The organism is Aurantimonas aggregata (assembly GCF_010500835.1).
Lineage (GTDB): Bacteria > Pseudomonadota > Alphaproteobacteria > Rhizobiales > Rhizobiaceae > Aurantimonas > Aurantimonas aggregata.
The window spans coordinates 104,055-125,205 of record NZ_JAAAMJ010000009.1 but is presented as its reverse complement, the minus strand read 5'-3'; the positions used below and the strand labels follow the sequence as shown (position 1 = coordinate 125,205).

22 protein-coding genes are annotated in these 21,151 nt (G+C 67.3%); 3 read left to right on the top strand and 19 right to left on the bottom strand.

What is annotated here, in order from left to right; genetic code table 11:
* Positions 1-42 precede the first annotated feature (42 nt).
* From GTW51_RS13255 to GTW51_RS13235, 5 genes are all read right to left on the bottom strand, one after another.
* A complete protein-coding gene (locus GTW51_RS13255) occupies positions 43-1,041 on the bottom strand; it encodes an ABC transporter ATP-binding protein (RefSeq protein WP_163044413.1) in 999 nt (332 codons plus the stop codon).
* The gene (locus GTW51_RS13250; RefSeq protein ID WP_163044412.1) at positions 1,038-2,090 is read right to left on the bottom strand and encodes an ABC transporter ATP-binding protein; all 1,053 of its coding nucleotides are present in this window, start codon (positions 2,088-2,090) and stop codon (positions 1,038-1,040) included. The genes GTW51_RS13255 and GTW51_RS13250 overlap by 4 nt, the downstream gene beginning before the upstream one ends.
* Positions 2,087-3,019: an ABC transporter permease gene (locus GTW51_RS13245; RefSeq protein ID WP_163044411.1), complete on the bottom strand. Its 933-nt coding sequence runs from the start codon at positions 3,017-3,019 to the stop codon at positions 2,087-2,089. Before GTW51_RS13245 ends, GTW51_RS13250 begins: the two co-directional genes overlap by 4 nt.
* Positions 3,016-3,993, bottom strand: a complete 978-nt coding sequence (locus tag GTW51_RS13240; RefSeq protein ID WP_163044410.1) for an ABC transporter permease — start codon at positions 3,991-3,993, stop codon at positions 3,016-3,018. The genes GTW51_RS13245 and GTW51_RS13240 overlap by 4 nt, the downstream gene beginning before the upstream one ends.
* A gap of 168 nt (positions 3,994-4,161) precedes the next feature.
* Positions 4,162-5,763: an ABC transporter substrate-binding protein gene (locus GTW51_RS13235; protein ID WP_163044409.1), complete on the bottom strand. Its 1,602-nt coding sequence runs from the start codon at positions 5,761-5,763 to the stop codon at positions 4,162-4,164.
* Positions 5,764-5,911: 148 nt separating this feature from the next.
* Here GTW51_RS13235 and GTW51_RS13230 point away from each other — a divergent pair, with 148 nt between their 5' ends.
* Both GTW51_RS13230 and argE read left to right on the top strand, forming a co-directional pair.
* The gene (locus GTW51_RS13230; RefSeq protein ID WP_281354605.1) at positions 5,912-6,835 is read left to right on the top strand and encodes a LysR substrate-binding domain-containing protein; all 924 of its coding nucleotides are present in this window, start codon (positions 5,912-5,914) and stop codon (positions 6,833-6,835) included.
* Positions 6,836-6,884: 49 nt separating this feature from the next.
* On the top strand, positions 6,885-8,087 hold the full coding sequence (gene argE / locus GTW51_RS13225; RefSeq protein WP_163044407.1) for an acetylornithine deacetylase: 1,203 nt from the start codon (positions 6,885-6,887) through the stop codon (positions 8,085-8,087).
* A 54-nt stretch (positions 8,088-8,141) separates the two neighbouring features.
* Here the strand turns inward: argE and GTW51_RS13220 are convergent, their stop codons facing one another.
* The 5 genes from GTW51_RS13220 to solA form a co-directional block, all read right to left on the bottom strand.
* Positions 8,142-8,906 carry an amino acid ABC transporter ATP-binding protein gene (locus GTW51_RS13220; protein ID WP_163044406.1) on the bottom strand — a complete coding sequence of 255 codons (765 nt, stop codon included), beginning with the start codon at positions 8,904-8,906 and terminating at the stop codon, positions 8,142-8,144.
* The gene (locus GTW51_RS13215) at positions 8,899-9,738 is read right to left on the bottom strand and encodes an amino acid ABC transporter permease (protein ID WP_163044405.1); all 840 of its coding nucleotides are present in this window, start codon (positions 9,736-9,738) and stop codon (positions 8,899-8,901) included. Before GTW51_RS13215 ends, GTW51_RS13220 begins: the two co-directional genes overlap by 8 nt.
* A complete protein-coding gene (locus GTW51_RS13210; protein ID WP_163044404.1) occupies positions 9,735-10,484 on the bottom strand; it encodes an amino acid ABC transporter permease in 750 nt (249 codons plus the stop codon). Before GTW51_RS13210 ends, GTW51_RS13215 begins: the two co-directional genes overlap by 4 nt.
* Before the next feature lie 63 nt (positions 10,485-10,547).
* The gene (locus tag GTW51_RS13205) at positions 10,548-11,360 is read right to left on the bottom strand and encodes a transporter substrate-binding domain-containing protein (RefSeq protein WP_163044403.1); all 813 of its coding nucleotides are present in this window, start codon (positions 11,358-11,360) and stop codon (positions 10,548-10,550) included.
* Positions 11,361-11,407: 47 nt separating this feature from the next.
* Complete coding sequence (gene solA, locus GTW51_RS13200; protein WP_163044402.1) at positions 11,408-12,571, bottom strand: N-methyl-L-tryptophan oxidase; 1,164 nt, start codon at positions 12,569-12,571, stop codon at positions 11,408-11,410.
* A gap of 183 nt (positions 12,572-12,754) precedes the next feature.
* Between solA and GTW51_RS13195 the strand changes: the two genes are divergently transcribed.
* The gene (locus tag GTW51_RS13195; protein WP_203566060.1) at positions 12,755-13,675 is read left to right on the top strand and encodes a LysR family transcriptional regulator; all 921 of its coding nucleotides are present in this window, start codon (positions 12,755-12,757) and stop codon (positions 13,673-13,675) included.
* A 235-nt stretch (positions 13,676-13,910) separates the two neighbouring features.
* On the opposite strand, the gene GTW51_RS13190 is transcribed toward GTW51_RS13195, so the two are convergent.
* From GTW51_RS13190 to GTW51_RS13150, 9 genes are all read right to left on the bottom strand, one after another.
* Positions 13,911-14,144 carry a hypothetical protein gene (locus GTW51_RS13190; protein WP_163044400.1) on the bottom strand — a complete coding sequence of 78 codons (234 nt, stop codon included), beginning with the start codon at positions 14,142-14,144 and terminating at the stop codon, positions 13,911-13,913.
* Between the two features lie 178 nt (positions 14,145-14,322).
* Entirely contained in the window at positions 14,323-14,949 is a 627-nt protein-coding gene (locus GTW51_RS13185) for a flavin reductase family protein (RefSeq protein WP_163044399.1), read from the bottom strand.
* Complete coding sequence (locus GTW51_RS13180; RefSeq protein ID WP_163044398.1) at positions 14,946-15,905, bottom strand: LysR family transcriptional regulator; 960 nt, start codon at positions 15,903-15,905, stop codon at positions 14,946-14,948. The genes GTW51_RS13185 and GTW51_RS13180 overlap by 4 nt, the downstream gene beginning before the upstream one ends.
* Complete coding sequence (locus GTW51_RS13175; protein WP_163044397.1) at positions 15,902-16,573, bottom strand: aspartate/glutamate racemase family protein; 672 nt, start codon at positions 16,571-16,573, stop codon at positions 15,902-15,904. The genes GTW51_RS13180 and GTW51_RS13175 overlap by 4 nt, the downstream gene beginning before the upstream one ends.
* Positions 16,570-18,036, bottom strand: coding sequence for a dihydropyrimidinase (gene hydA, locus GTW51_RS13170; protein WP_163044396.1), 1,467 nt, complete (start codon positions 18,034-18,036; stop codon positions 16,570-16,572). Before hydA ends, GTW51_RS13175 begins: the two co-directional genes overlap by 4 nt.
* A gap of 27 nt (positions 18,037-18,063) precedes the next feature.
* Positions 18,064-18,990 carry an N-carbamoyl-D-amino-acid hydrolase gene (locus GTW51_RS13165; RefSeq protein ID WP_163044395.1) on the bottom strand — a complete coding sequence of 309 codons (927 nt, stop codon included), beginning with the start codon at positions 18,988-18,990 and terminating at the stop codon, positions 18,064-18,066.
* Positions 18,991-19,017: 27 nt separating this feature from the next.
* Positions 19,018-19,683, bottom strand: coding sequence for an amino acid ABC transporter permease (locus GTW51_RS13160; protein ID WP_163044394.1), 666 nt, complete (start codon positions 19,681-19,683; stop codon positions 19,018-19,020).
* A 10-nt stretch (positions 19,684-19,693) separates the two neighbouring features.
* Positions 19,694-20,374 (bottom strand): ABC transporter permease subunit, encoded by a 681-nt coding sequence (locus GTW51_RS13155; protein WP_163044393.1) that lies wholly within the window; start codon positions 20,372-20,374, stop codon positions 19,694-19,696.
* On the bottom strand, positions 20,371-21,120 hold the full coding sequence (locus GTW51_RS13150) for an amino acid ABC transporter ATP-binding protein (RefSeq protein ID WP_163044392.1): 750 nt from the start codon (positions 21,118-21,120) through the stop codon (positions 20,371-20,373). The genes GTW51_RS13155 and GTW51_RS13150 overlap by 4 nt, the downstream gene beginning before the upstream one ends.
* Between the last annotated feature and the right edge of the window lie 31 nt (positions 21,121-21,151).

The window sequence follows — 21,151 nt, the reverse complement described above, 5'->3', positions numbered from 1 at the left end:
GCGGTGCGTCCCGACGCGCTTGGCGGCGAGAGACATGGCCGGTCAGCTCATGTCGTTGAGATGGCAGGCCGAATAGCGGTTCGCGGCGATTTCCTTCAGCGCCGGGCGCTCGACGCGGCAGCGCTCGAACGCGTGCGGGCAGCGCGGATGGAAATGGCAGCCGGGGGGCGGATCGATCGGCGAGGGGATCTCGCCCTTGATCGCCGAATAGGTCTTCTTGGTGGTGGCGAAGGTCGGGATCTCGGCGAGCAGCGCCTGGGTGTAGGGATGGTTCGGCGCGGTGAAGATCTCCTCGCTGGCGCCCTGCTCGACCATCCGCCCGAGATACATGATCGCGATGCGGTCGGAAATGTGCTCGACGACGCCGAGATCGTGGCTGATGAATAGGTAGGTGAGGTCGAGCTCCTCGCGCAGGTCCATGAACAGGTTGAGGATCTGCGCCTGGATCGAGACGTCGAGGGCGGCGACGGATTCGTCGCAGACGATGAAATCCGGCTGCACCGCGAGCGCGCGGGCGATGCCGATGCGGGCCCGCTGGCCGCCGGAGAACTGGTGCGGATAGCGCTTGCGCATCGCCGGATCGAGGCCGACACGCTGCAGCGCCGCCTCGACATAGGCGTCGATCTCGCCGCTGCCGGCAAGGCCATGGACGCGCGGCGCCTCGCCGACGATCTGGTCGACCCGCATTCGCGGGTTGAGCGACGACATCGGATCCTGGAAGACCATCTGCACCTTCAGTGCGGCTTCCCGAGCATCGGCGCCCTTCAGGCTTGCCACGTCGCGGCCCCGAAAGCGGATCTGCCCGGCGCTGGGTGGGTGCAGGCCGGCAACCATGCGCCCGAGGGTGGACTTGCCACAGCCGGATTCGCCGACGAGGCCCATGACCTCGCCCTTGCGGATCGACAGGTCGACGCCGTCGACGGCGTGTACGGTCAATTCGCGCACCGTGGCGCCGAGCATGCGCGCGGCTCTCTCGGCAAGATCGAGAGTCTTGACGAAGCGCTTCGAGACGCCGTCGATCTCGAGGATTGCCTCGCTCATGCCCGTGTCCCCGTCCGGGCGGCGGCCCCGCTCCGTTGGTCGGCCGTTTCCGTCACGGTGGGCATGTGCGCATCCGCCGCCGCGTCGAGCGTCCAGGGATGGAAGCAGCGGACCTTGCGGTCGGGAAGCTTTTCCTCGAGCGCCGGCTCTTCGAGGCAGGCCGCGTCGGCGCGCGCGCAGCGCGGCCGGAAGGCGCAGCCCTGCGGCAGGGCGAGCAGCGACGGCGTCATGCCGCTGATCTGCTGCAGCCGGGCGCCGCGCGTCTTGCCCTGCGGCACGGAGTCGATCAGCCCCTTGGTGTAGGGATGCAGCGGCCGCTCGATGACGCGGGCGGTCTCGCCCTCCTCGACGACGCGGCCGGCATACATCACCGCCAGCCGGTCGGCGAGGCCGGAGACGACGGCGAGATCGTGGGTGATCCAGATCAGCGCCGTGCCGGTCTCGGCACACAGCTTTTGCACCTCGGCGAGGATCTGCGCCTGGATGGTGACGTCGAGCGCCGTCGTTGGCTCGTCGGCGATGATCAGGTCCGGCTTGTGCAGGAGCGCGATGGCGATGGCGACGCGCTGGCGCATGCCGCCGGAGAACTGGTGCGGATAGCTTTGCAGGCGTTCGTCGGGAGACGAGATCCCCACCATCACCAGCGCCTCGCGGCAACGCTTCAGCGCTTCGGCGTGGGACATTCTCTCGTGCGCCAGCACCGTCTCGACCATCTGCGTGTCGATGCGCAGCACCGGGTTCAGCGTCATCATCGGATCCTGGAAGATCATCGCGATGCGCTTGCCGCGCAGCGTGCGCAGCATCGGCTCGCCGCCCTTCACAAGGTCCTCGCCGTCGAAGGTGATGGTACCGCCGACGACCCGGCCGGGCGGGTCGACGAGCCCGAGAAGCGAGAAGCCGGTGACCGACTTGCCGGAGCCGGATTCGCCGACAAGGCCGAGGATCTGGCCGCGCTCGAGGCTGAAGCTGACGCCGTCGACCGCCTTGGCGACACCGTCGCGCGTGAAGAAATGCGTCTGCAGCCCGTCGACGCTGAGCAGCGGGGTCATTTCTGCAGCCTTGGATTGAAGACGTCGCGCAGGCGGTCGCCGACGATGTTGATCGCCAGGGTGGTGACGACCAGCGCTATGCCGGGGAACAGGCTGACCCAGTAGCGGCCCGAGAGCAAATAGTCGTAGCCGTTGGCGATCAGCAGCCCGAGCGAGGGCTCGGTGATCGGCACGCCGACACCGAGGAAGGACAGGGTCGCCTCGAGCGCGATGGCCTGGGCGATCTGCACCGTGGCGACGACGATCAGCGGCGGCAGGCAGTTCGGAAGGAGATGGTGGAACATGATCCGGCCATGCGACAGCGCCAGGCATCGTGCCGCTTCGACGTAGTCCTTGCGGGCCTCGACAATCGCCGAGGAGCGGACGGTGCGAGCGTAATAGGCCCATTGCACGATGACCAGCGCGATGATCACCTTGTCGACGCCGCGGCCCCAGAGCGCCAGCAGGATGAGGGCAATCAGGATTGCCGGGAAGGACAGCTGCAGGTCGACGACCCGCATGATCAGCGCGTCGATCCGGCCGCCGAAATAGGCGGCGGCGATGCCGGCGGTGACGCCGATGGCGATGGCGAAGGCGAGCGACACCGTCGCGACGACGAGGCTGATGCGCAGCCCGTAGAGGATCGCCGAGAGCATGTCGCGGCCCTGCTCGTCGGTGCCGAGGTAATAGGTGCCGCCGGTGGCGAAGCTCGCCGCGCCCGGCGGCTGGCCGCCGTCCATGATGTCGAGCTGGGCGAGGTCGTAGGGGTTCTGCGGCGCGATCAGCGGCGCGAAGACCGCCAGCAGCAGGATGGCGAGGAAAAGCACGAGGCCGGCGACGGCGAGCCGGTCCTCGAAGAAGGCGCGCGCGATGCGCTTCAGCGGGCTGTCGACCGCGACAGGCGATGTCGCGGCGGGCGCGAGGCCGGAGACGAAGGCGTCGTCGCTCATGATTTTACCTGCGACAGCCGGATCCGGGGATCGAGCGCCGAGTAGAGCAGGTCGACGACGAGGTTGATCGAGACGATGATCACCACCGTCAGCATCAGGTAGGCGACGATCACCGGGCGATCGAGCAGGTTGATCGAGTCGATCAGCAGCTTGCCCATGCCGGGCCAGGCGAAAACCGTCTCGGTGACGATGGCGAAGGCGATCATCGATCCGAGCTCGAGGCCGAGGATGGTCACCACCGGGATCATGATGTTCTTCAGGATATGGACGAGGACGATGCGGCGCGAGGAGAGCCCCTTGGCCCGCGCGAACTTGATGTATTCCTGCAGGCAGACCTCCCTGGTGTTGGCCCGCGTCAGCCGGATCACCAGCGACATCTTGAAGAGAGCCAGGTTCAGCGCCGGCAGCAGCATGTGCTGCAGTCCGTCCCAGGTGAGAAAGCTCAGCCGGACGCCGAGCACCGTCACCGTCTCGCCGCGCCCGCCGGCCGGCAGCCAGCCGAGCAGCACGGAGAAGACCAGGATCAGCAGCATGCCCTGCCAGAAATTCGGCAGGGAGAAGCCGAAGATCGAGCCGGCCATGACCGAGCGGCCGCCGATGCTGTCCGGTTTAAGCCCGGCATAGACGCCGAGCGGCACGCCGATCAGCACGGAGATCAGCAGTGCCGTCACCGCCAGCTCCATCGTCGCCGGCAGCCGCTCCAGGATGATCTCCGCCGCCGGCCGGCCGTAGACGAAGGAGGTGCCGAGGTCGCCCTGGAAGAGATTGCCGACGAAGCGCGCGAACTGCTCCCATAGCGGCTTGTCGAGACCGAGCCGCGCCGTGGTTGCGGCGATCTCGGCCTGGCTCGCCTCCGGGTTGATCAGGATGTCGACCGGGTTGCCGATGGCAAAGACCCCGACGAACACCATGATCGCCATCGCCGCGAGGGCGATGAGGCTCTGACCAAGACGGCGCAGGAGATAGACGGTCATCGTCGGCGTCCGGGTTGGATCGGGCCATCCAGCGACCGGCGCGCATCAGGGCGCCCGGGGCTGGCGGTCGACGGCTCGCCGGGGGTGGCGAAGTCGTCGGGCGAGGACGGCGCCTAACACCTGTCGGGGCCGCCTCTGCCTGGTTCGGCGGTGCGGATCGGGGCTGGCCTATTCCGCGGCGTGGACTTGCGAGGCGATCGTGTACTGGTCGACGCGCGGCTCGTAGGTCAGCCCCTCCTTGAGGGCCCAGACCGTCTGCTCGTAATGCAGCGGGATGATGCCGAAATCGTCGAGCACCATCTGCTCGGCCTCCTGCAGCATCTTCTCGCGCTCCGCATCGTCGATCGTCGTCATCGCCGTCTTCAGGAGTTCGTCCATCGCCGGATTGGAATAGCGCCCGGCGTTGGTCGGGCCGGTCCCCGCTTCCTTGTTGTAGGTGGCGACCAGCGACTTCAGCGGCGAGGACATCTCGCCCGATGAGGCGCTCCAGCCGGCGAGATATATCGGGAAGTCGAGCGCGTTGCGGCGGGAGAAGAACTGGCTCGCCGTCTGCGCGTCGACATTGGTCCGGATGCCGATCCGCGCCAGCATCTGGGCGACCGCCTGGGCGACCTGCGCATCGTTGATGTAGCGGTCGTTCGGCGTGCCGAGCGTGATCTCGAAACCGTCGGGATAGCCGGCCTCTGTGAGGAGCTGCTTGGCCTTTTCCGGATCGTAGGCATCGACGGCACGGCCGTTGGTGCCGAACATCGGCGGCGGCAGCAATTCGCCGGCGGCCTGGGCATAGCCGCCCATGATGCGCTCGACGATGGCGTCTCGGTTGATCGCCAGCGAGATCGCCTCGCGGACCTTCTTGTCGAGCAGCGGGTTCTTGCCGTCCGTACCGCCGATACTCGGGGCCTCGCCGTCCTGGTCCATCGCAAGATAGATGATGCGGTTCGACAGCGCGTCGACGACGCTGTAGCCGGCCTGTTCGATACGCGGCAGATCCTGGATCGGCGGCGACTCGATCATGTCGACGTCGCCCGACAGGAGCGCGGCCACCCGCGGCCCGTCGCTGGTCAGCGGCCGCAGCGTCACCTTGTCCCAGTCGGGCTGCTCGCCCCAGTAGTCGTCGTAGCGCGTCAGCACCATCTGGCTGCCGCGCACGAAGCTTTCCAGCCGGTAGGGCCCGGTCCCGACGGTGATCTCGGGCGAATTGAAGTCGGCCGATTGCGGCACGGTCCCCATGCCTTCGCATTCGCCGCCCGGCTTGTAGGTGACGGTGTCTTCGGCGCCGGCGGCGTCGGCCGAGAGGAGCGGCAGGTTGGCGACGTCGGTCGGCAGCAGCGGGTTCGGGCCGTCGGTGCTGATCAGCACGGCATTGTCGCCGTCGGGTTTCACGTCGGTGATGGTCGCCGTGTAGATGGTGAAGGACGAGGGCGAGTTCTCCACCAGCGGCACGCGGCAATAGGTGTAGATCACGTCGCGGGCCGAGAACGTGCTGCCGTTCTGGAACTTGACGCCGTCGCGCAGGGTGAAGCGCCAGGTGGTGTCGTCGACCGCCTCCCATTCGGTCGCCAGCGCTGGGGTCACCTTCTGCAACGCGTCCTGGTTGGTCAGCCCCTCGAAGATGTTGAGCAGCACCTGGGTGTTGGTCGACAGCTGGTGAAACTGCGGGTCCATCGACGTCGCTTCCGACTTGAGACCGACGACGAGGTCAGCCGCCTGGGCCGCGCCGGAAAGGACAGTGCCGGCGACGAGGCAGGTAAAGAGGGCACCTGTTTTCATCTTGTCTCTCCACGAACATACGAGGATTCCGGCGCGCCGGACCTCTGTCCGAGCGCCGCACCGCCGGGTCAATCCGACTGTTGGCAGTGAGGCTATTATGCTGTAGTTGAATTTGAAAGAGCAAAAGATATACATTTACCGCATAGATATGCCTGAAAAATCATCGCCCGTCCGACAGGAGCCGCGCCGCGCGGGGTTCACGCTTCGTGAGCTCGAGGTGCTGCGCGCGCTGGTCGAGACCGGCAAGACGACGCTTGCGGCGCAGCGGCTCGGCCTGTCGCAATCGGCGGTCAGCCGGGCGCTCGCCGAGCTGGAGGCGACGCTCGGCCGGCAGCTTTTCGATCGATCGGGGGGCCGGCTGGTCCCCAATCCCGACGCGCTGGCGGTCAACGACGAGTTGGGCCCGATCTTCGCGGCCCTCGGCCGGATCGTCGATCGCTCGAGCGCCGCCAGCTCGCATGGCGGGACGCTGCGCATCGCCGCGCCGCCGACGATCGCGCACCGGTTCCTGCCGCCGATCGTCGCCCGGTTCACCAAGACCAATCCGGCACTCGAAATCGTCTTCGAGGTCCTTTCGAGCGATGTGCTGGTGACCGGCATCGCCGAGGACCGTCACGATATCGGCCTGACCGACACTGCCGTCGTGCACGACGGCGTGCGCAGCGATCTGCTGGTCGCGACGGAGGCGATCTGTGCGCTGCCGAGCCGGCACAGACTGGCCGACCACGAGATCATCCGGCCGCAGGATCTGGAAGGCCAGCCGTTCGTCGCGCTGACCCGTCGCCATTCCGGCCGCAGCCAGATCGACCGGTTCTTCGACAAGGTCGGGGTGCGCCGCCACATGGTCATCGAAACCGCCACGGCGGTCTCGGCGGCGGAGTTTGTTCGCGAAGGGCTGGGGGTGGCGCTGCTCAATCCCTTCCCGATCGTCCACCAGCTCGGCAGCGGCATCGTCGTGCGGCCGTTCGCGCCGGCCATTCCCTATCGCGCCTGCTTCCTGTCGCCCGCCAGCCGGCCCTTGTCGCTGGCCGCCGCGGACTTCATGGCGCTGGTGCGCAAGGCCCTCATCTGATCGTCGTCCCCGCGCCGTCTCCCGAACGGCGCCCGTCGGAGTTTCTTCCATGCATCTCCAGTCGAGCCCCGAATTCCTGCGCCATCTCGTCGGCTTCGATACGACCAGCAGCGGCTCCAACCTCGCGCTCATCGATTTCGTAGAGGCCTATCTCGCGGGTTTCGGGGTGGCGAGCGAGCGCGTCTATGACGCCAGCGGCCAGAAGGCCAATCTCTGGGCGACGATCGGCCCGGCAGACGTGCCGGGCATCGTCCTGTCGGGCCATACCGACGTCGTGCCGGTGGCGGGGCAGGAATGGCGGAGCGACCCCTTCACCCTAACGAAGCGGGACGGAAGGCTCCATGGCCGCGGCGCCTGCGACATGAAGGGTTTCATCGCCTGCGTCCTTGCCGCGGTGCCGAACATGCTTGCCACCGATCTCGCGCGTCCGATTCATCTCGCATTCTCCTATGACGAGGAGGTTGGATGCGTCGGCGTCGTCGGGCTGCTGGAAGCCCTGAAGGGCCGCGCCACCCTGCCGCAATACTGCGTCGTCGGCGAGCCGACCTCGATGGCAGTCGTGGTCGCGCACAAGGCAAAGCGCTCGGCGAGGGTCACGGTGACCGGCCGCGCCTGCCACTCCTCGCTGGCGCCACAGGGTGTCAACGCGATCGAATATGCGGCCCTGTTCATCGCCCGATTACGGGAAATCGGCGCGCGCCTCGCCCGCGAAGGCAAGCGCGACGAGGCCTACGACGTACCCTTCACCACGGCGCATACCGGCAAGATCCACGGCGGGACCGCGCTGAACATCGTGCCCGATGCCTGCCAATTCGAGTTCGAGTTCCGCGTCATGCCGGGGGAGGACCCGGACGCGCTGGTTGCGGAGATCGCGGCTTACGCCCGGGACGTGCTGGAGACGGAGATGCGGGCCATCGCCCCCGAGGCGGGGATCGCGATCGAGGTCTTCGCCGCCGTGCCGGGAATCGAGACCGCGCCCGAGAGCGGACTCGTCAAGCTCGCCCAGCGCTTTGCCGGCAGCAATGGCCACGCCAAGGTCGCCTACGGCACCGAGGCCGGCCGTTTCAAGGAGATCCTCGGCATCGAGACCGTCATCTGCGGCCCCGGCCGCATCGCCGAGGCGCACCGCCCGGACGAATATGTCGAGATCGCCCAGCTTGAACGCTGCGACGCCTTCCTCGCCGGCCTGATCAACTGGGCGGCGGACGCAGCGCAGGGAGGCCGGCAGGAGCCCCGTCGCCTTCGCGCCTGAGCGCCAGGCCGAGCGTGCAACCCCTGCATCCGGTCGAGCGTGGCCGTCGCCCGCTCAGAGAACCTGCGAAAGGAACTTCCGGGTTCGCTCGTCCCTGGGGGCGGCGAAGAATTCCTGCGGGGGCCCGTGCTCGACGATGGTGCCCTTGTCGGTGAAATAGACGTGGTCGCCGACCTCGCGGGCAAAGCCCATCTCGTGGGTGACGAGGACGCAGGTCATTCCTTCCTCCGCGAGCTCGCGGATCGTCGACAGGACTTCCTGGACGGTCTCGGGGTCGAGCGCGGCCGTCACCTCGTCGAACAGCATCACGTCGGGCTGCATCGCCAGGCTTCGGGCGATCGCGACCCGCTGCTGCTGTCCGCCGGAAAGTTCGCCCGGATAGACGTTCTCCTTTCCTTCCAGCTTCACCTTCGCCATCAGCTTGCGGGCACGCACCTCCACCTCGGCCTTGTCCTGCTTGAGGACGTGGCAGGGCGCCATCATGATGTTCTGCAGCGCCGTCTTGTGGGGAAAGAGATTGTACTGCTGGAAGACCATGCCGACGCGCCGGCGCAGCGTCAGCTTGTCGACCTTCGGATCGCTCACCTCGATGTCGTCGACGCGGATCGTTCCCGACGTCACCGGGATCAAGGCGTTGATGCACCGGATCAGGGTCGACTTGCCGGACCCGGACGGGCCGATCACGCAGGCAACCTCGCCCTTCTGGATGCTGAGGTCGATCCCCTTCAGCACCTCCAGTTCGCCGAATGATTTGTGGACGTCGATCAACTGGACGAGGGGGCGGGGCGACGGCCGATCCGCGGCGGCGTTCTCAGACATGAAGGCGTCTCTCAAGGTAAACGGTCAGCCGCCCGATCGGGTAGCAATAGAGGAAGAAGCAGACCAGTGCGAAGCCGTAGAGCGGCGCGAACAGCGACGGGCGGCCGCCTTCGGCGGCATGGACGTCGGAGGTCAGGGTCAGCATTTCCGAGACCCCCACGACCGAGGCGAGCACGGTCGCCATGGTGATGAGCGAATAGAGGTTCATCCAGGGCGGCAGCATGCGCCGGAAGCATTGCGGCAGGATGATCATCCACATCGTCTGCCGGCGGGTGAAGGCAAGCGACTCCGCCGCTTCCCACTGGGTCGCCGGCAGCGACTTCACCGCGCCGCGCACGATCTCCGCGACATTGGCCATGACCGGCAGCGAAAACCCGACGCAGGCCTTGATCCATCCGGGCAGCGGGATGACGGTGTCGCCGATCCTGATCTGGAAGGGCACCAGGAACATGGCGAAGAACAAGAGGACGAGCCAGGGCGAGTTGCGGAAGAACTGCATCACGCACCAGGAGACCCTCTGGATGAACGCGTTCTCGCTGAGCAGGCCGATGCCGAGACCGGCGCCCAGAACGGTGCCGATCGTCATGGCGATCAGCGAGATCGCGATGTTGAAGGCGAACCCGCCGAGCAGCAGCGGGCTCCACCGCATCAGCACCGTCACCCATGAATCCGGCCCGGTCTCGACGCCCTGCGAGCGTGCGACGCCGGCAATGGCGACGAGGGCGATGACCAGGGCGGCGCAGCCGAAGATCGCGCCCGAGCGGACCGCGGCGGTTCTCTGGCGGGGCGGGAGAAGGACGGCCAGGCGGCCGGAACGCAAATCCTCGGTCATCGGCCATATCCGGGTATTTCGAGCGAGCGCTGCCAGATGTGCATGATCCAGACGAGGATCCCGACCAGGACGATGTAGACGATCAGGAGCAGCGACATCATTTCCGGCACGTTCTGGGCCTCGGTCCAGATCTGCCTGACGGCGTAGAGCGTCTCGGGCACGGCGATCGTGTAGGCGAGCGTGGTCGTCTTGAGCAGGTTGACGAGATTGTTGGTCAGCGCCGGCAGGCAGATGCGCAGGGCCAGCGGCAGGACGACATGGCGGTACCGGCCGAAGCTGGTGTAGCCCAGCGCCTCGGCGGCCTCGGCGGTCGTGCGCGGAACAGCCTCGATGCCGGAGCGAAAGATCTCGATGTTGAAGGCGCCGGCGAACAGCGACAAAGCGAGCACCGCCCACTGGAAGCTGGTGAGCCATGGCTCGATGAGGCCGATGTCGTTGTAGGAGGCCGGAAGCAGGCTGCCGATGCCGAAGTAGAAAAAGAACATCTGGACGAGCGGCGGCGTGTTCCGGAACACCGAGACGAAACCGTCGATCAGCGCGCGGGCCCAGAACGGGCCGGCCGTCTGCACGAACGCTCCGACGACGCCGATGACGATACTGATCAGCACGGAAGCGATCGTCAGCTGGATCGTGACCCAGATGCCTTCAAAGAAATTGCGGGCGTCGTAGGCGTCGTAGAACACCGTGAAGTTGAGACCGGTGGTCTCGTTCAGCTCACGGAACCAGTCCGCAATGGTCAAAAGCATGGAGGAATCCCGGGCGAGGAAGACGGGAGCCGGCCGCGTTGCCCGGCCGGCTCCGATCGAGGCTTACTTGCTTTCGTATTCCTGGTGCATGCGCTGGGAATAGGCGGAAGGCTGGATGCCGTATTTTTCCTCGAGCTCGACGATGGTGCCGTCCTTCAGCCACTTCACCGTCTCTTCCTCCATGGCCTTCTGCAGGCTGTCGTTGCCGTTGGCGACGGCCATCATCCATGGCGTTTCGAGGATGCCCTCGAGCGGCATCGAGTAGTTGCCTTCCCAGGACGGGTCGAGAAGCTGGCCCTGGATGTAGCTCTGGTCGTAGACGTAGCCGACGCACTTGCCCTGCTGGAGGGCGAGCAGCGGCTTGTCGGACCCGTCGAAGGCGACGATCTCGGCGCCGTACTCCTGCTCGACGTTCTTGTTGTACCAGGCGCCGCTGGTGGCGCAGACCGGCTTGCCGCTGAGATCTTCCCAGGACGTGATGTTGGCGCGGTCGTTGACGAGGACGTTGACGGAGTCGGAATAGTAGAGCGGCTCGATCGCCTGGACGCTCTTGCGGCGCTCCGGCTTGTCGGACATCGTCGCGATCAGGGCGTCGACCCGGCCCTGCTGCAGGAATTCGATGCGGTTGGCGGAAATGACCGGCACGAGTTCCAGCTCGACGCCGAGCGTTTCGGCCAGCGCTGCGGCGAGATCGGGCTCGATGCCGACGATGGCGCCCGAAGGATCGCGGAAGCCGAACGGCTTGTAGTCGGCCTTCACGCCGATGACGATCTTGCCGCGTTCCTTGATTTCATCGAGGCTCGCAGCGTTTGCGATCGATCCGCTGGCAAGAGCCGTCGCGGCCATCGCAAGGACGAATGACGTGGTGTTTCGCATGACTTTCTCCGTGGGTTGTTGAACGTTCCGGTGGTGTATCATCCCCATCACCCGAAACGGGCGATCGAGAATGCGGACAGGTCGAAATCGGCGGAGCGTCCGGCGACGGCGCCGGCGACCGCAAGGCCGATCCCCGCCGAATGCTTGAAGCCGTGGCCGGAGCAGGCCGACACGACGAACGTGCCCGGCGCCGTCGGCAGGTGATCGAGAACGAAGCCGCGGTCGGGCGTCGTCGAATAGACGCAGCTGGCCGCCTTCGCGACGCGCGGCGACACGCCGGCGAGGCGTCCCTTGACGTGGGTATCGAACATGACCGCCGACTCGCCGGCGGTGACCTCTCGGCTCATGGTCTCGATGTCTGTCGTCACCGAATACTGCTCCGTCGCGACCTTGAGCGTATGTTCCCCCTCCTGGGAGGGAAAGCTGTAGAGATAATCCTCCTCCCCCGCGCCGTGCATCCATATCGTCACCGGCCAGTCGGTAGCCGGCGGTGCCGTGTCTTCCATCTCGAACCAGTGCAGGACCTGCCGCGAGACGGACAGGATGGGAGGGAAGCCGTCGCCGAGCAGGCCGGGTATCCAGGCGCCGGCCGCGACGACGACCTTTTCGGCCGTCATCGTCCCGCGATCGGTTTCGATCTCGCTGCCGCCGAAGACCGGCCGGATCGAGCGCACGATCGTCTCGGTTCTCACCTCGGCGCCGTTCCGACGCGCCATGGTGATCTGGGCGGCGATGCAGGCTTCGGGGCGCACATAGCCGCCACCCGGCTCGAAATAGCCGATCTCGTCGCCGCGGAGCCCGATCAGGTGTGGATAGCGCGCGTGGAGGACGCTGGCGTCGAGCATCTCGTGCGGGATGGCGAAGCGCTCGGCGGCGAGCCGCGTCCGCTCGACGAAGGCGGGCTTGCCATGGTGCCAGGTCTCACCGCCGGCGGTCGCGACGATCAGCGTGCCGCATTCGGTCAGCAGCGGCTCGCCGGTTTCACGCTCGAGTTCCCGCCAGATCGCGTGGGAGGCCTTGACGAAGGGGACGTAGTCCTCGCCCTCGCCGACCGCCTGCCGGGTGATTCTCGTATCGCCATGGCTGGATCCCATCGCATGAGGCGGATCGTGACGGTCGATGCCGACGCAGCGGACGCCGAGTTTCGACAGCTGGTAGAGGATGGCGCTTCCCATCGCGCCAAGGCCGATCACCGCTACGTCGAAATCCATCACTACCCTCTCTGACCATTTCCTGGTCAGGTCACTTACCTCCCTGACCAATTCCTGGTCAGGTCACTTAATTGAGCACGAGCCTAGACTAAGGCGCGCCAAAACGGCAATAGATGAAGCGATACTAATTTTCGGATGAAGCCGGATTGCAGGGAGCGGCACGTGGACTTGACGGCGCTTCGCATGGCAGCCAGCGCGATCGAGGCCGGCAGCATGCGCGACGCCGCGGGGCGGTTCGCCGTCAGCCCCTCGGCGATCTCGCAGGCCGTGCGCAAGGCAGAGGAGCATTTCGGCGCGAAACTGCTGCACCGCGACGTGCGACCGCTCATGCCGACGGCCGCCGGCCAGGCGCTGTTGTCGGAAATGCAGAGTCTCGACGTCATCCTGGACGGCATCGCCGGCAAGGTCCGGGCGGCGGCCGCGGCGTCTGGCGCCGTCGACCTGCGGATCGGTCTCGTCGACACGGTGGCGGGCACGATCGCGGCGAGGATTTTCCGGCACATGGGCGCGGCCCGCCCCGCGCTCCGGCTCACCGGCGTGTCCGGCCTGTCGAGCGAACTCGGCGAAGCGCTGTCGCGACGGCGGATCGACGTCGCGATCACCTGCGATCCGGCCGAGCGCGCCGGCTTCGAAGTCAGGCCGATCCTGATCGAGCACTATGTCCTTCTGGTCCAGGGTTCTGCCGTCGCTGCGATCGAGGGGCGGGGCCTGCGGGAGATCCTCGACGCGCATGTCCTCGTGCGCCACAGCCAACGCTCCTATGTCGGGGCGCAGGTCGATCAGCACCTGCGAAAGGCCGACATCGCGGCCCGGCGGGTCTTCGAGTTCGACATGTCGGATGCCATCGTGGCGATGGTCGCGAACGGAGCAGGCGTCGCCATCACCACGCCGCTCTGCATCCTGCAGGGCCTGGCGCATATCGAGGGCGTTTCCGTCCTTCCTCTTCCCGGGCCGGGACTGGCAAGGCAGCTGCTCGTTGCCTCCCGCCGCGGAGAGTTCGAAGTTTATGCCAACGAGTTGGCTGCCGTTGCCCAGAACATCCTGCTGGCCGAGCTGTCCCGCCGCTTCGCGGGACTTGCGCCGGGCATCTTCGGCAAGGCTTGAGGGCGTCCCACTTGGTCGCGACCTGCCGTCCATCCCGGCGGAACTGATGGGGCGCATATGACCGGGCGGGCTGCCAGCAGCTGCGCAAGGATCGTCGCGGTGCTGCCGCGGGCAGGATCCGGCACGGCGATGGCCTGCCATCGAGCGGCGATGAGGAGGAGGCTTCGCGCCGGCCTTCTCGGCACCAGATCTCGGGCGCACCTTCCACGTCCTCGGAGATCGCCTGCCGGCGGGATCAGTCTTCCCGCGCGTCCAGCCATTCGCGGGCCTGATCTTCGCTGGCGAATGTCGGATGCGCCGGCGCCTCGATGTCCCGGCCGTCGGGCATGCGGATCCGATCCTGGCCCCGATACATCGTCAGCCAGATCCCATCCGGCTTCTTCGATTCGAACCGGTAGATCGCGCGTTCGCCACGTTCGGCGATGAGCGTCTCGTTGCGCTCCTCGGCAGCGGCTTCGTCATCGGTCATGAAAAACTCCGAACGGGTTGAAGCCCTGCCATATGGGGCGCATGCGCGATCGGGCGAGACCGGTGCCGGCTTGAGGGATGCCCGCATGATCCCCGTCCGCCCCTGACCCGGCCGGCGATTGACCGGGCCGATCCGTCCCATCGCTCGATCGCCGACCTCAGGCCGGCGTCGTCGGCGTTCAGCTTTTGCCGGGATGCTGGCGTTTCAGCGTGATGATGTCGCGCTGGCGGGCATAGAGGTCCGCAAAGAGGCGCCCGAGCGGCCGGTAGCGCTCGATGTCGACATGCAGCGTCCCGGCATCGAGCAGCCCCTCGCGGGCGTGGACCTGCAGTACCTCGCCAACGAGGAGATCGCGCTCCGGTCCGAAGGACAGCATCGTGTGGCGCCGGCACTCCAGCGCGAAGGGCGCCTCGGTGATCCGTGCCGGAGCGACCTTGGCGGATGGCGAAAGGTTGAGCCCCGCCGGGCCGATCTCGCTGGTGTCGGACGGAAAGTCGCCGGCACAGACGTTCATCGATTCCGCCATCGCCTCATCGACGAGATTGACCACGAACTCCCCGGTCCGGCGGATGTTGCGCGTCGTATCCTTGGGCGTGTCGTCAGGCTTGGCCTGCAGGCCGAGGATCACCAGCGGCGGCGTCTCCGAGAAGACGTTGAAGAAGGAGAACGGTGCCGCGTTGGTTACGCCGTCGCGCCCGAGCGTCGTCACCAGCGCGATCGGCCGCGGAATGACGATGGCGCAGAGCAGCTTGTAGCGCTGCTGCGCCGACAGCGTGTCCATCGCGATGTCGATTCCTTGGGTCATCCGGCAGGTCCGTTCATGGTGGGCTCGGCCGGCATCGCGGCGGCCTCGGCGGTGAAATCCTTCAGCGCCGCGCGCACATAGGTGACGAAGGCCTGGACGAGGCGCGAGCGCGGCACGCCGCGGCGAAAGAACAGCGCCACCGGGACGCTGCAGGCCGGTGCGAACGGGCGTTCGACCAGCGTCGGCGCGCGCAGGGCGGCGCTGAACGGGTCGACGATGGTCGCCGCCGGAACCGTCGCCGCGAGCACGGCGGCGGTCGAGCAATAGCGGACCTCGACGCGCGGGGCGTAATGCGCGCCGTCGCGTTCGAAGGCGAGGCGGACCGCCTGGCCGAGGCGCGATTCCGCCTCGAGGCCGATCAGGCCGTCGCCGAAGAGGTCGCCGGCCCGGATGTGGTCCTGGCCGGCAAGCGGGCTCGCCGCCGGCAACAGGCACACCATGTCGACGCGTGCCACGACCTCGACGTTGAGCGCGGGATGCGATTCCAGCCCGAGCCCGAGGCCGAGGTCGACGGCGCCGTTCTGAACCGCCTCCAGCACGTGCTCCAGCCGCCGCACGTCGTAGGAGACGTTGACCTCCGGGCGGGCTTCGAGCAACGCGCCGAGCGCTTGGGCGCCGACGCTGTGGCCGAGCGGCGGCGTCGACAGGACGCGCAGGCGACCCGACAGGCCCGAGCGCATCGCCCGCGCCCGCGCCTCGAACCCGCGCAGGATGGGAAAGATCGGCCGGATCTCCTCGAACAGCAGGAAGGCTTCCTCGGTGGGCTGCAGGCGCCGGTGCAGCCGCTCGAACAACGTGACGCCGAGCGCCGTCTCCAGTTGCCGGATGCCGTTCGAGACGGCCGGCTGCGACATCTTCAGGCGCTCGGCGGCCTCCTGGGTCGTGGCGCCGCCCATCATTGCCGCGAAGATCGACAGGAGGCGCAGCGAGACCGCGCCTTCGCCCGTCTCGCTCATGCCTGGCCCGGCAGGATCGCCGCCAGCGCCAGGGCGACGGCGGCCTGCGTCGGGTCGATGACGACGATGCCGAGTTCCGCCTCCAGCCGCGCCCGGTGGCCCGACATGCCGGCGCAGCCAAGCACGACGGCGCCCGCGCCCATGGCCGCGAGCCGGCTGCCGGCCTCCATCAGCAACCCGAAGCTGCGCTCGCCGCGTCCGCTTTCCGCGACGCTCACCGGCTCCGACAGTGCCACCTCGCCGGCAAGCCGCCTGTCGGCGCCGAGGCGGCGCAAATGGCGCAGATGCCGGGGGATCGATCCCGGCGCCACGGCGATGACACCGAACAGGTCGGCCCGCGCCAGGGCGGAGAGGACGCCGGCGTCCTGGATGCCGATGACCGGCACGCGCGTCAGCGAACGAGCCAGGTCGACGCCCGGCTGCGAGTAGCAGGCGCTGATCAGCGCGCCCGCGTCCGGTCTGGTTTGTGCATACTGGCCGAAGCGCAGCGCCGCCTCCTGGACGTGCAGTTCGGTCATGATGCCGATCGGCCCGTCGTCGAAGGTGACGCATTCGATCGCCGGGCCGCCGCCGAGTCGGAACCCCTCCAGCGCCGCCGACATCGCTTGCGTGACAGCTTCGTCGCTGTTCGGGTTGACCACTACGATGGGGGGTGAGGCGTCGCTCATGGCGCGATCTCGTGTCCTTCGGCGCGCAGCGCCTCGAATTCCGGTGCGCGATGACCGCGCATCCGCCCGGTGCCGGAAGGCTGGCGGGCGACGAAACGGCCCTGGCCGCGAGCTGCCTCGAGACGGCCTTCGTGAACCACGACGGCGCCGCGGCTGAGCACGGTGACCGGCCAGCCGGTGAGCGTCATCCCGTCGAAGGGCGTGTAGTCCATCGCGTCGTGCTGGTCCTCCAGGGTGACGACGCGCCGTTCCTCCGGATCCCAGATGGCGATGTCGGCGTCGTGGCCCGGCATCAGCGAGCCTTTGGATGAGAGGCCGAAGATCCGCGCCGCGTTGCCCGCCGACAGGGCGGCGAACTGCTGCAGGTCGATGCGGCCGGCGACGACGCCTTCGGAGAACAGATACGGCAGGCGCGCGGCGATCCCCGGCATGCCGTTGGCGATCTTGGGGTAGGGCGCGTCGGCGCCGTTGAGGAACTTGCCGCCGGCATCGAACCGGTAGGGCGCATGGTCGGACGAGACGCTGTCGAAGGTGCCGCGCGCGACATGGCCCCACAAGGCGGCCTGCGTCTCGCCGTCGCGCAGCGGCGGCGAGCAGATGTACTTGGCGCCTTCCATGCCCGGCCGGTCGAGATCGGCGCGCGTGAAGGCGAGATATTGCGGGCAGGTCTCGGCGAAGAGCCGTGTCCCGGCATCGCGCTCGCGCGCGACGATGGCTGCCCCGCCGCGCGTTGAGACGTGGACGACGAAGAGCGGGGCGTCGACGAGCTTGGCCAGCGACACGGCGCGATGGATCGCCTCCTCCTCGGCGAGTTCGGGTCGGCTGACGGCATGGTATTTCGGCGCGGTCAGGCCGGCATCGGCGAGTCGGCGGTTCATCCATTTGACCATGTCGTTGTTCTCGGCATGGACCATGGTCAGCGCGCCGTGCGCCTTGGCGACGGTCAGGATGTCGAGCAGCCCGGCATCGCCGACATTCATCAGGTCGTAGGTCATGAAGACCTTGAACGAGGTGATGCCGCGGGCAAAGGCGCGCGGCAGTTCCTCGTGGAGCACCGTCGGCGTCGGGTCCGAGACGATCAGATGGTAGGAATAGTCGAGCACCGAGTTCGGCGCGGCCCGGCCATCATAGGTGGCGAGGACGTCGGCGATCGACTGGCCGCGATGCTGGGCGGCGAAGGGGACGAAGCAGGAATTGCCGCCGAACGCGGCGGAGACCGAGCCGGTATAGTAATCGTCGGCGCTCATCACGCCGGACGAGCTCTCCTGCGCAATGTGGCAATGCGCCTCGATGCCGCCCGGCATGACCAGGCGGCCGCCCGCGTCGATGCGGCGTTCGCCGCCGGCGATGCTCTCCGCGATGGCGGCGATGCGGCCGTCCTTCAGGGCGATGTCGCCGCGAAAGCTCTCGGCGGCGGTCACGATCGTGCCGCCATGGATCACCGTGTCGAACGGGGCGTTCATCGGCTCAACCTCCCTTGCTTGCGTCGATCAGACCTCGACGATGACGCCGGCCTGTTCGGTGATCCGCTGATAATGCTCGATCCGGCGATGCCGGGCGAAATCGAAGATGGTCGACTTGCCGAAGGCGCATTTGGCGAAGTCGCAGGAAGCGACGATCAGCTCGTCCTCCTCGCTCTCGGCCCGCGCCACGACGAAGCCGTCGGGGTCGACGATGATTGAGCCGCCCATCAGCGGATGGCCGTCCTCGACGCCCGCCTTGGCGATGCCGACGACGTAGGTCGAATTCTGGTAGGCGCCGGCCTGCATCGACAGTTCGGAGTGGAACAGCCGCTCCTTCAGGCCTTCGGCGCTCATCTGGCTGTTCACCGACGGCGTGTTGTAGCCGAGCATCACGAGTTCGACGCCCTGCAGGCCGAGGCAGCGATAGGTCTCCGGCCACCGGCGGTCGTTGCAGATCGCCATGCCCATGATGACGCCCTCGTTGCGCCAGACCGGAAAGCCGAGGTCGCCCGGCTCGAAATAGCGCTTCTCCAGATGCTGGAAGGCGCGTTCGGTGTCGTATTCCGAATGGCCGGGCAGATGGATCTTGCGGTACTTGCCGACGATGTTGCCGGCCCGGTCGGTCAGGATCGAGGTGTTGAAGTGCCGGCCTTCGGGGGTCTTCTCGGCATAGCCGAAGCTGATGGCCATGCGCAGCTCGCGGGCGCGCTCGAACAGCGGCGCGGTCTCGGGGCCCGGCATCTCGGTCTCGAAGAAGGCGTCGACCTCCGCCTCGTTCTCCATGTACCAGCGCGGGAAGAACGTCGTCAGCGCCAGCTCCGGATAGACCACCAGCTCGACGCCCCTGCCGGCGGCTTCTTCCATGAGTGCCAGCATCCGCGCGACGATCATTTTGCGGCTGTCGGCCTTCTGGTTGGGGCCCATCTGGGCGCCTCCGACGACGAATTCTGCCATGTTTTGCTTCTTTCCTTGACGGCGCGATCAGATCGCAAGCGGCCGCTGATAGCGGCTGACCAGCCGCACGAGCGGCCAGAGAAAAACCAGGTAGATGAGGGCCGCCGCCACCAGCGGCGAGGCGTTGTAGGTGATCGAGCGGGCCATGTTGGCCGCGTAGAGCAGCTCGGCGAGCGACACGACGGAAGCGAGCGACGTCAGCTTCACCACCTCGATCGTGTTCGACAGGAGATCCGGCAGGACGTTGCGGATGGCCTGGGGCAGGACGACCGAGCCGAGCGTCTGCACGCCGCTGAGGCCGGTGGCCCGCGCCGCCTCCCATTGCCCGGCCGGCACGGACTGGATGCCGGCGCGGTAGACTTCGCCGTAATAGGACGAGTTGTTGAGCAGGAACGCCAGCATGACCGCCGTGAACGGCGCGACGTCGAGCCCGGCGAAGGGCAGGCCGGAATAGATGAAGACGAGCAGCACCAGCGGCGGCATGGCGCGGAATATGTCGACATAGACGATGGCGGGAAGCCGCAGCCAGCGCCGCGGACTGAGGCTCGCGAGCGCGATCAGGAGGCCGCCGACGAGGCCGAGTCCGATCACCGCCAGGCACAGCTTGGCCGTCATCCACAGGCCCTGCAGGAGGAGAGGCGCTGCCTGAAGCATCACGTCGACATTGAAGAATTGCTGGATCACCGCGTCCATCGCCGCCTCCCTAGCTCGACCACGCGAAGCGGCTCTCGAGGAACCGCGCCAGGATCGCGACGGGAAGGAAGACGGCGAGATAGGCGATCGCCGCCATGGTCAGCGGCGTGGCGCTGCCCGACAGGCTCTGGGCGGCCGTCGCGGCGCCGAGGATTTCCTGCACGCCGACGACCGAGCCGAGCGCCGTCATCTTGGAGATGGCGAGGATGCGGTTGACCAGCGGCGGCACCGCCAGCCGCACGGCCTGCGGCAGGGCGACATAGAGGAGCGTCGCGGTGAAGCTCAGCCCGGTCGCGATGCCGGCTTCCCACTGGCCCTTGGCGACGGTGGTGAAGCCCGCCCAGAAGGCCTCCTCGGCGAAAGCCGCAAGCGTCAGGGCGAGGACGATGAAGACCACCATCGGCCCTGACAGGCGGATCCCGACGCCTGGCAGGCCAAAATAGAAGAGGAGAATGATGACCAGCGGCGGCAGCGCCCGGCCGATGTCGGCGAAACCGACGATCAAAAGGTTGAGTGGGCGGACCCGGTAGGTCCGCAGCGCCGCCAGGCCAAGGCCGAGCAGCGTTCCGGCGACGGTCACGGCGAGTGCCAGGAGGATCGTCACCTTGACGCCCTCCAGCACCGCCGGCGTGTAGGCGGCGATGGTGACGGGGTTGAAGAAGGTGGCGAGGAACCGGTCGAAGCCGCTCATGCCGCGCGTCTGTCGATCCGCTGCAGGAAGTCCTGCGTCCGCTTCATCTTCGGCGCGCCGAAGACGGCGTCGGGCGTTCCTTCCTCGACGATGACGCCGGCATCCATGAAGACGACGCGATCGGCGGCCTCGCGGGCGAAGCCCATCTCGTGCGTGACGACCAGCATCGTCATGCCCTGCGCCTTCAGATCGGCCATGACCGCCAGCACGGAGCCGACGAGTTCGGGATCGAGCGCCGAAGTCGGCTCGTCGAAGAGCATGATGTCGGGATCGAGGGCGAGGGCGCGGGCTATTGCCACGCGCTGCTGCTGACCCCCGGAAAGTTCGGACGGGTAGGCCGCCGCCTTTTCGGACAGCCCGACCTTCTCCAGCATCAGCCGGGCCTTCGCCTCGGCCTCGCTGCGGGAGCGCCCGAGCGCCTTGCGCTGGGCGAGGGTCAGATTACCCATGACGCTCAGATGCGGATAGAGGTGGAAGCCTTGGAACACCATGCCGGTGCGGACCCGCATGCGCCGCAGGTCCCGGGCGGTGCCGTGGTGGATGTTGCGGCCGCCGATCAGGATGTCGCCCGAGCTCGGCTCCTCCAGGCGGTTGCAGCAGCGCAGAAGCGTGCTCTTGCCCGATCCCGACGGCCCTATCAGGCAGACGAGTTCGCTGGCCGCGACCTTCAGGCTGATGTCGCAGAGGACCTCGGTCTTGCCGAAGGACTTCGACAACGAGACGATCTCGAGGGCGGTGCGGGTCATGATTTGCGCCTCGTCTGGGTTCCGCACGAAA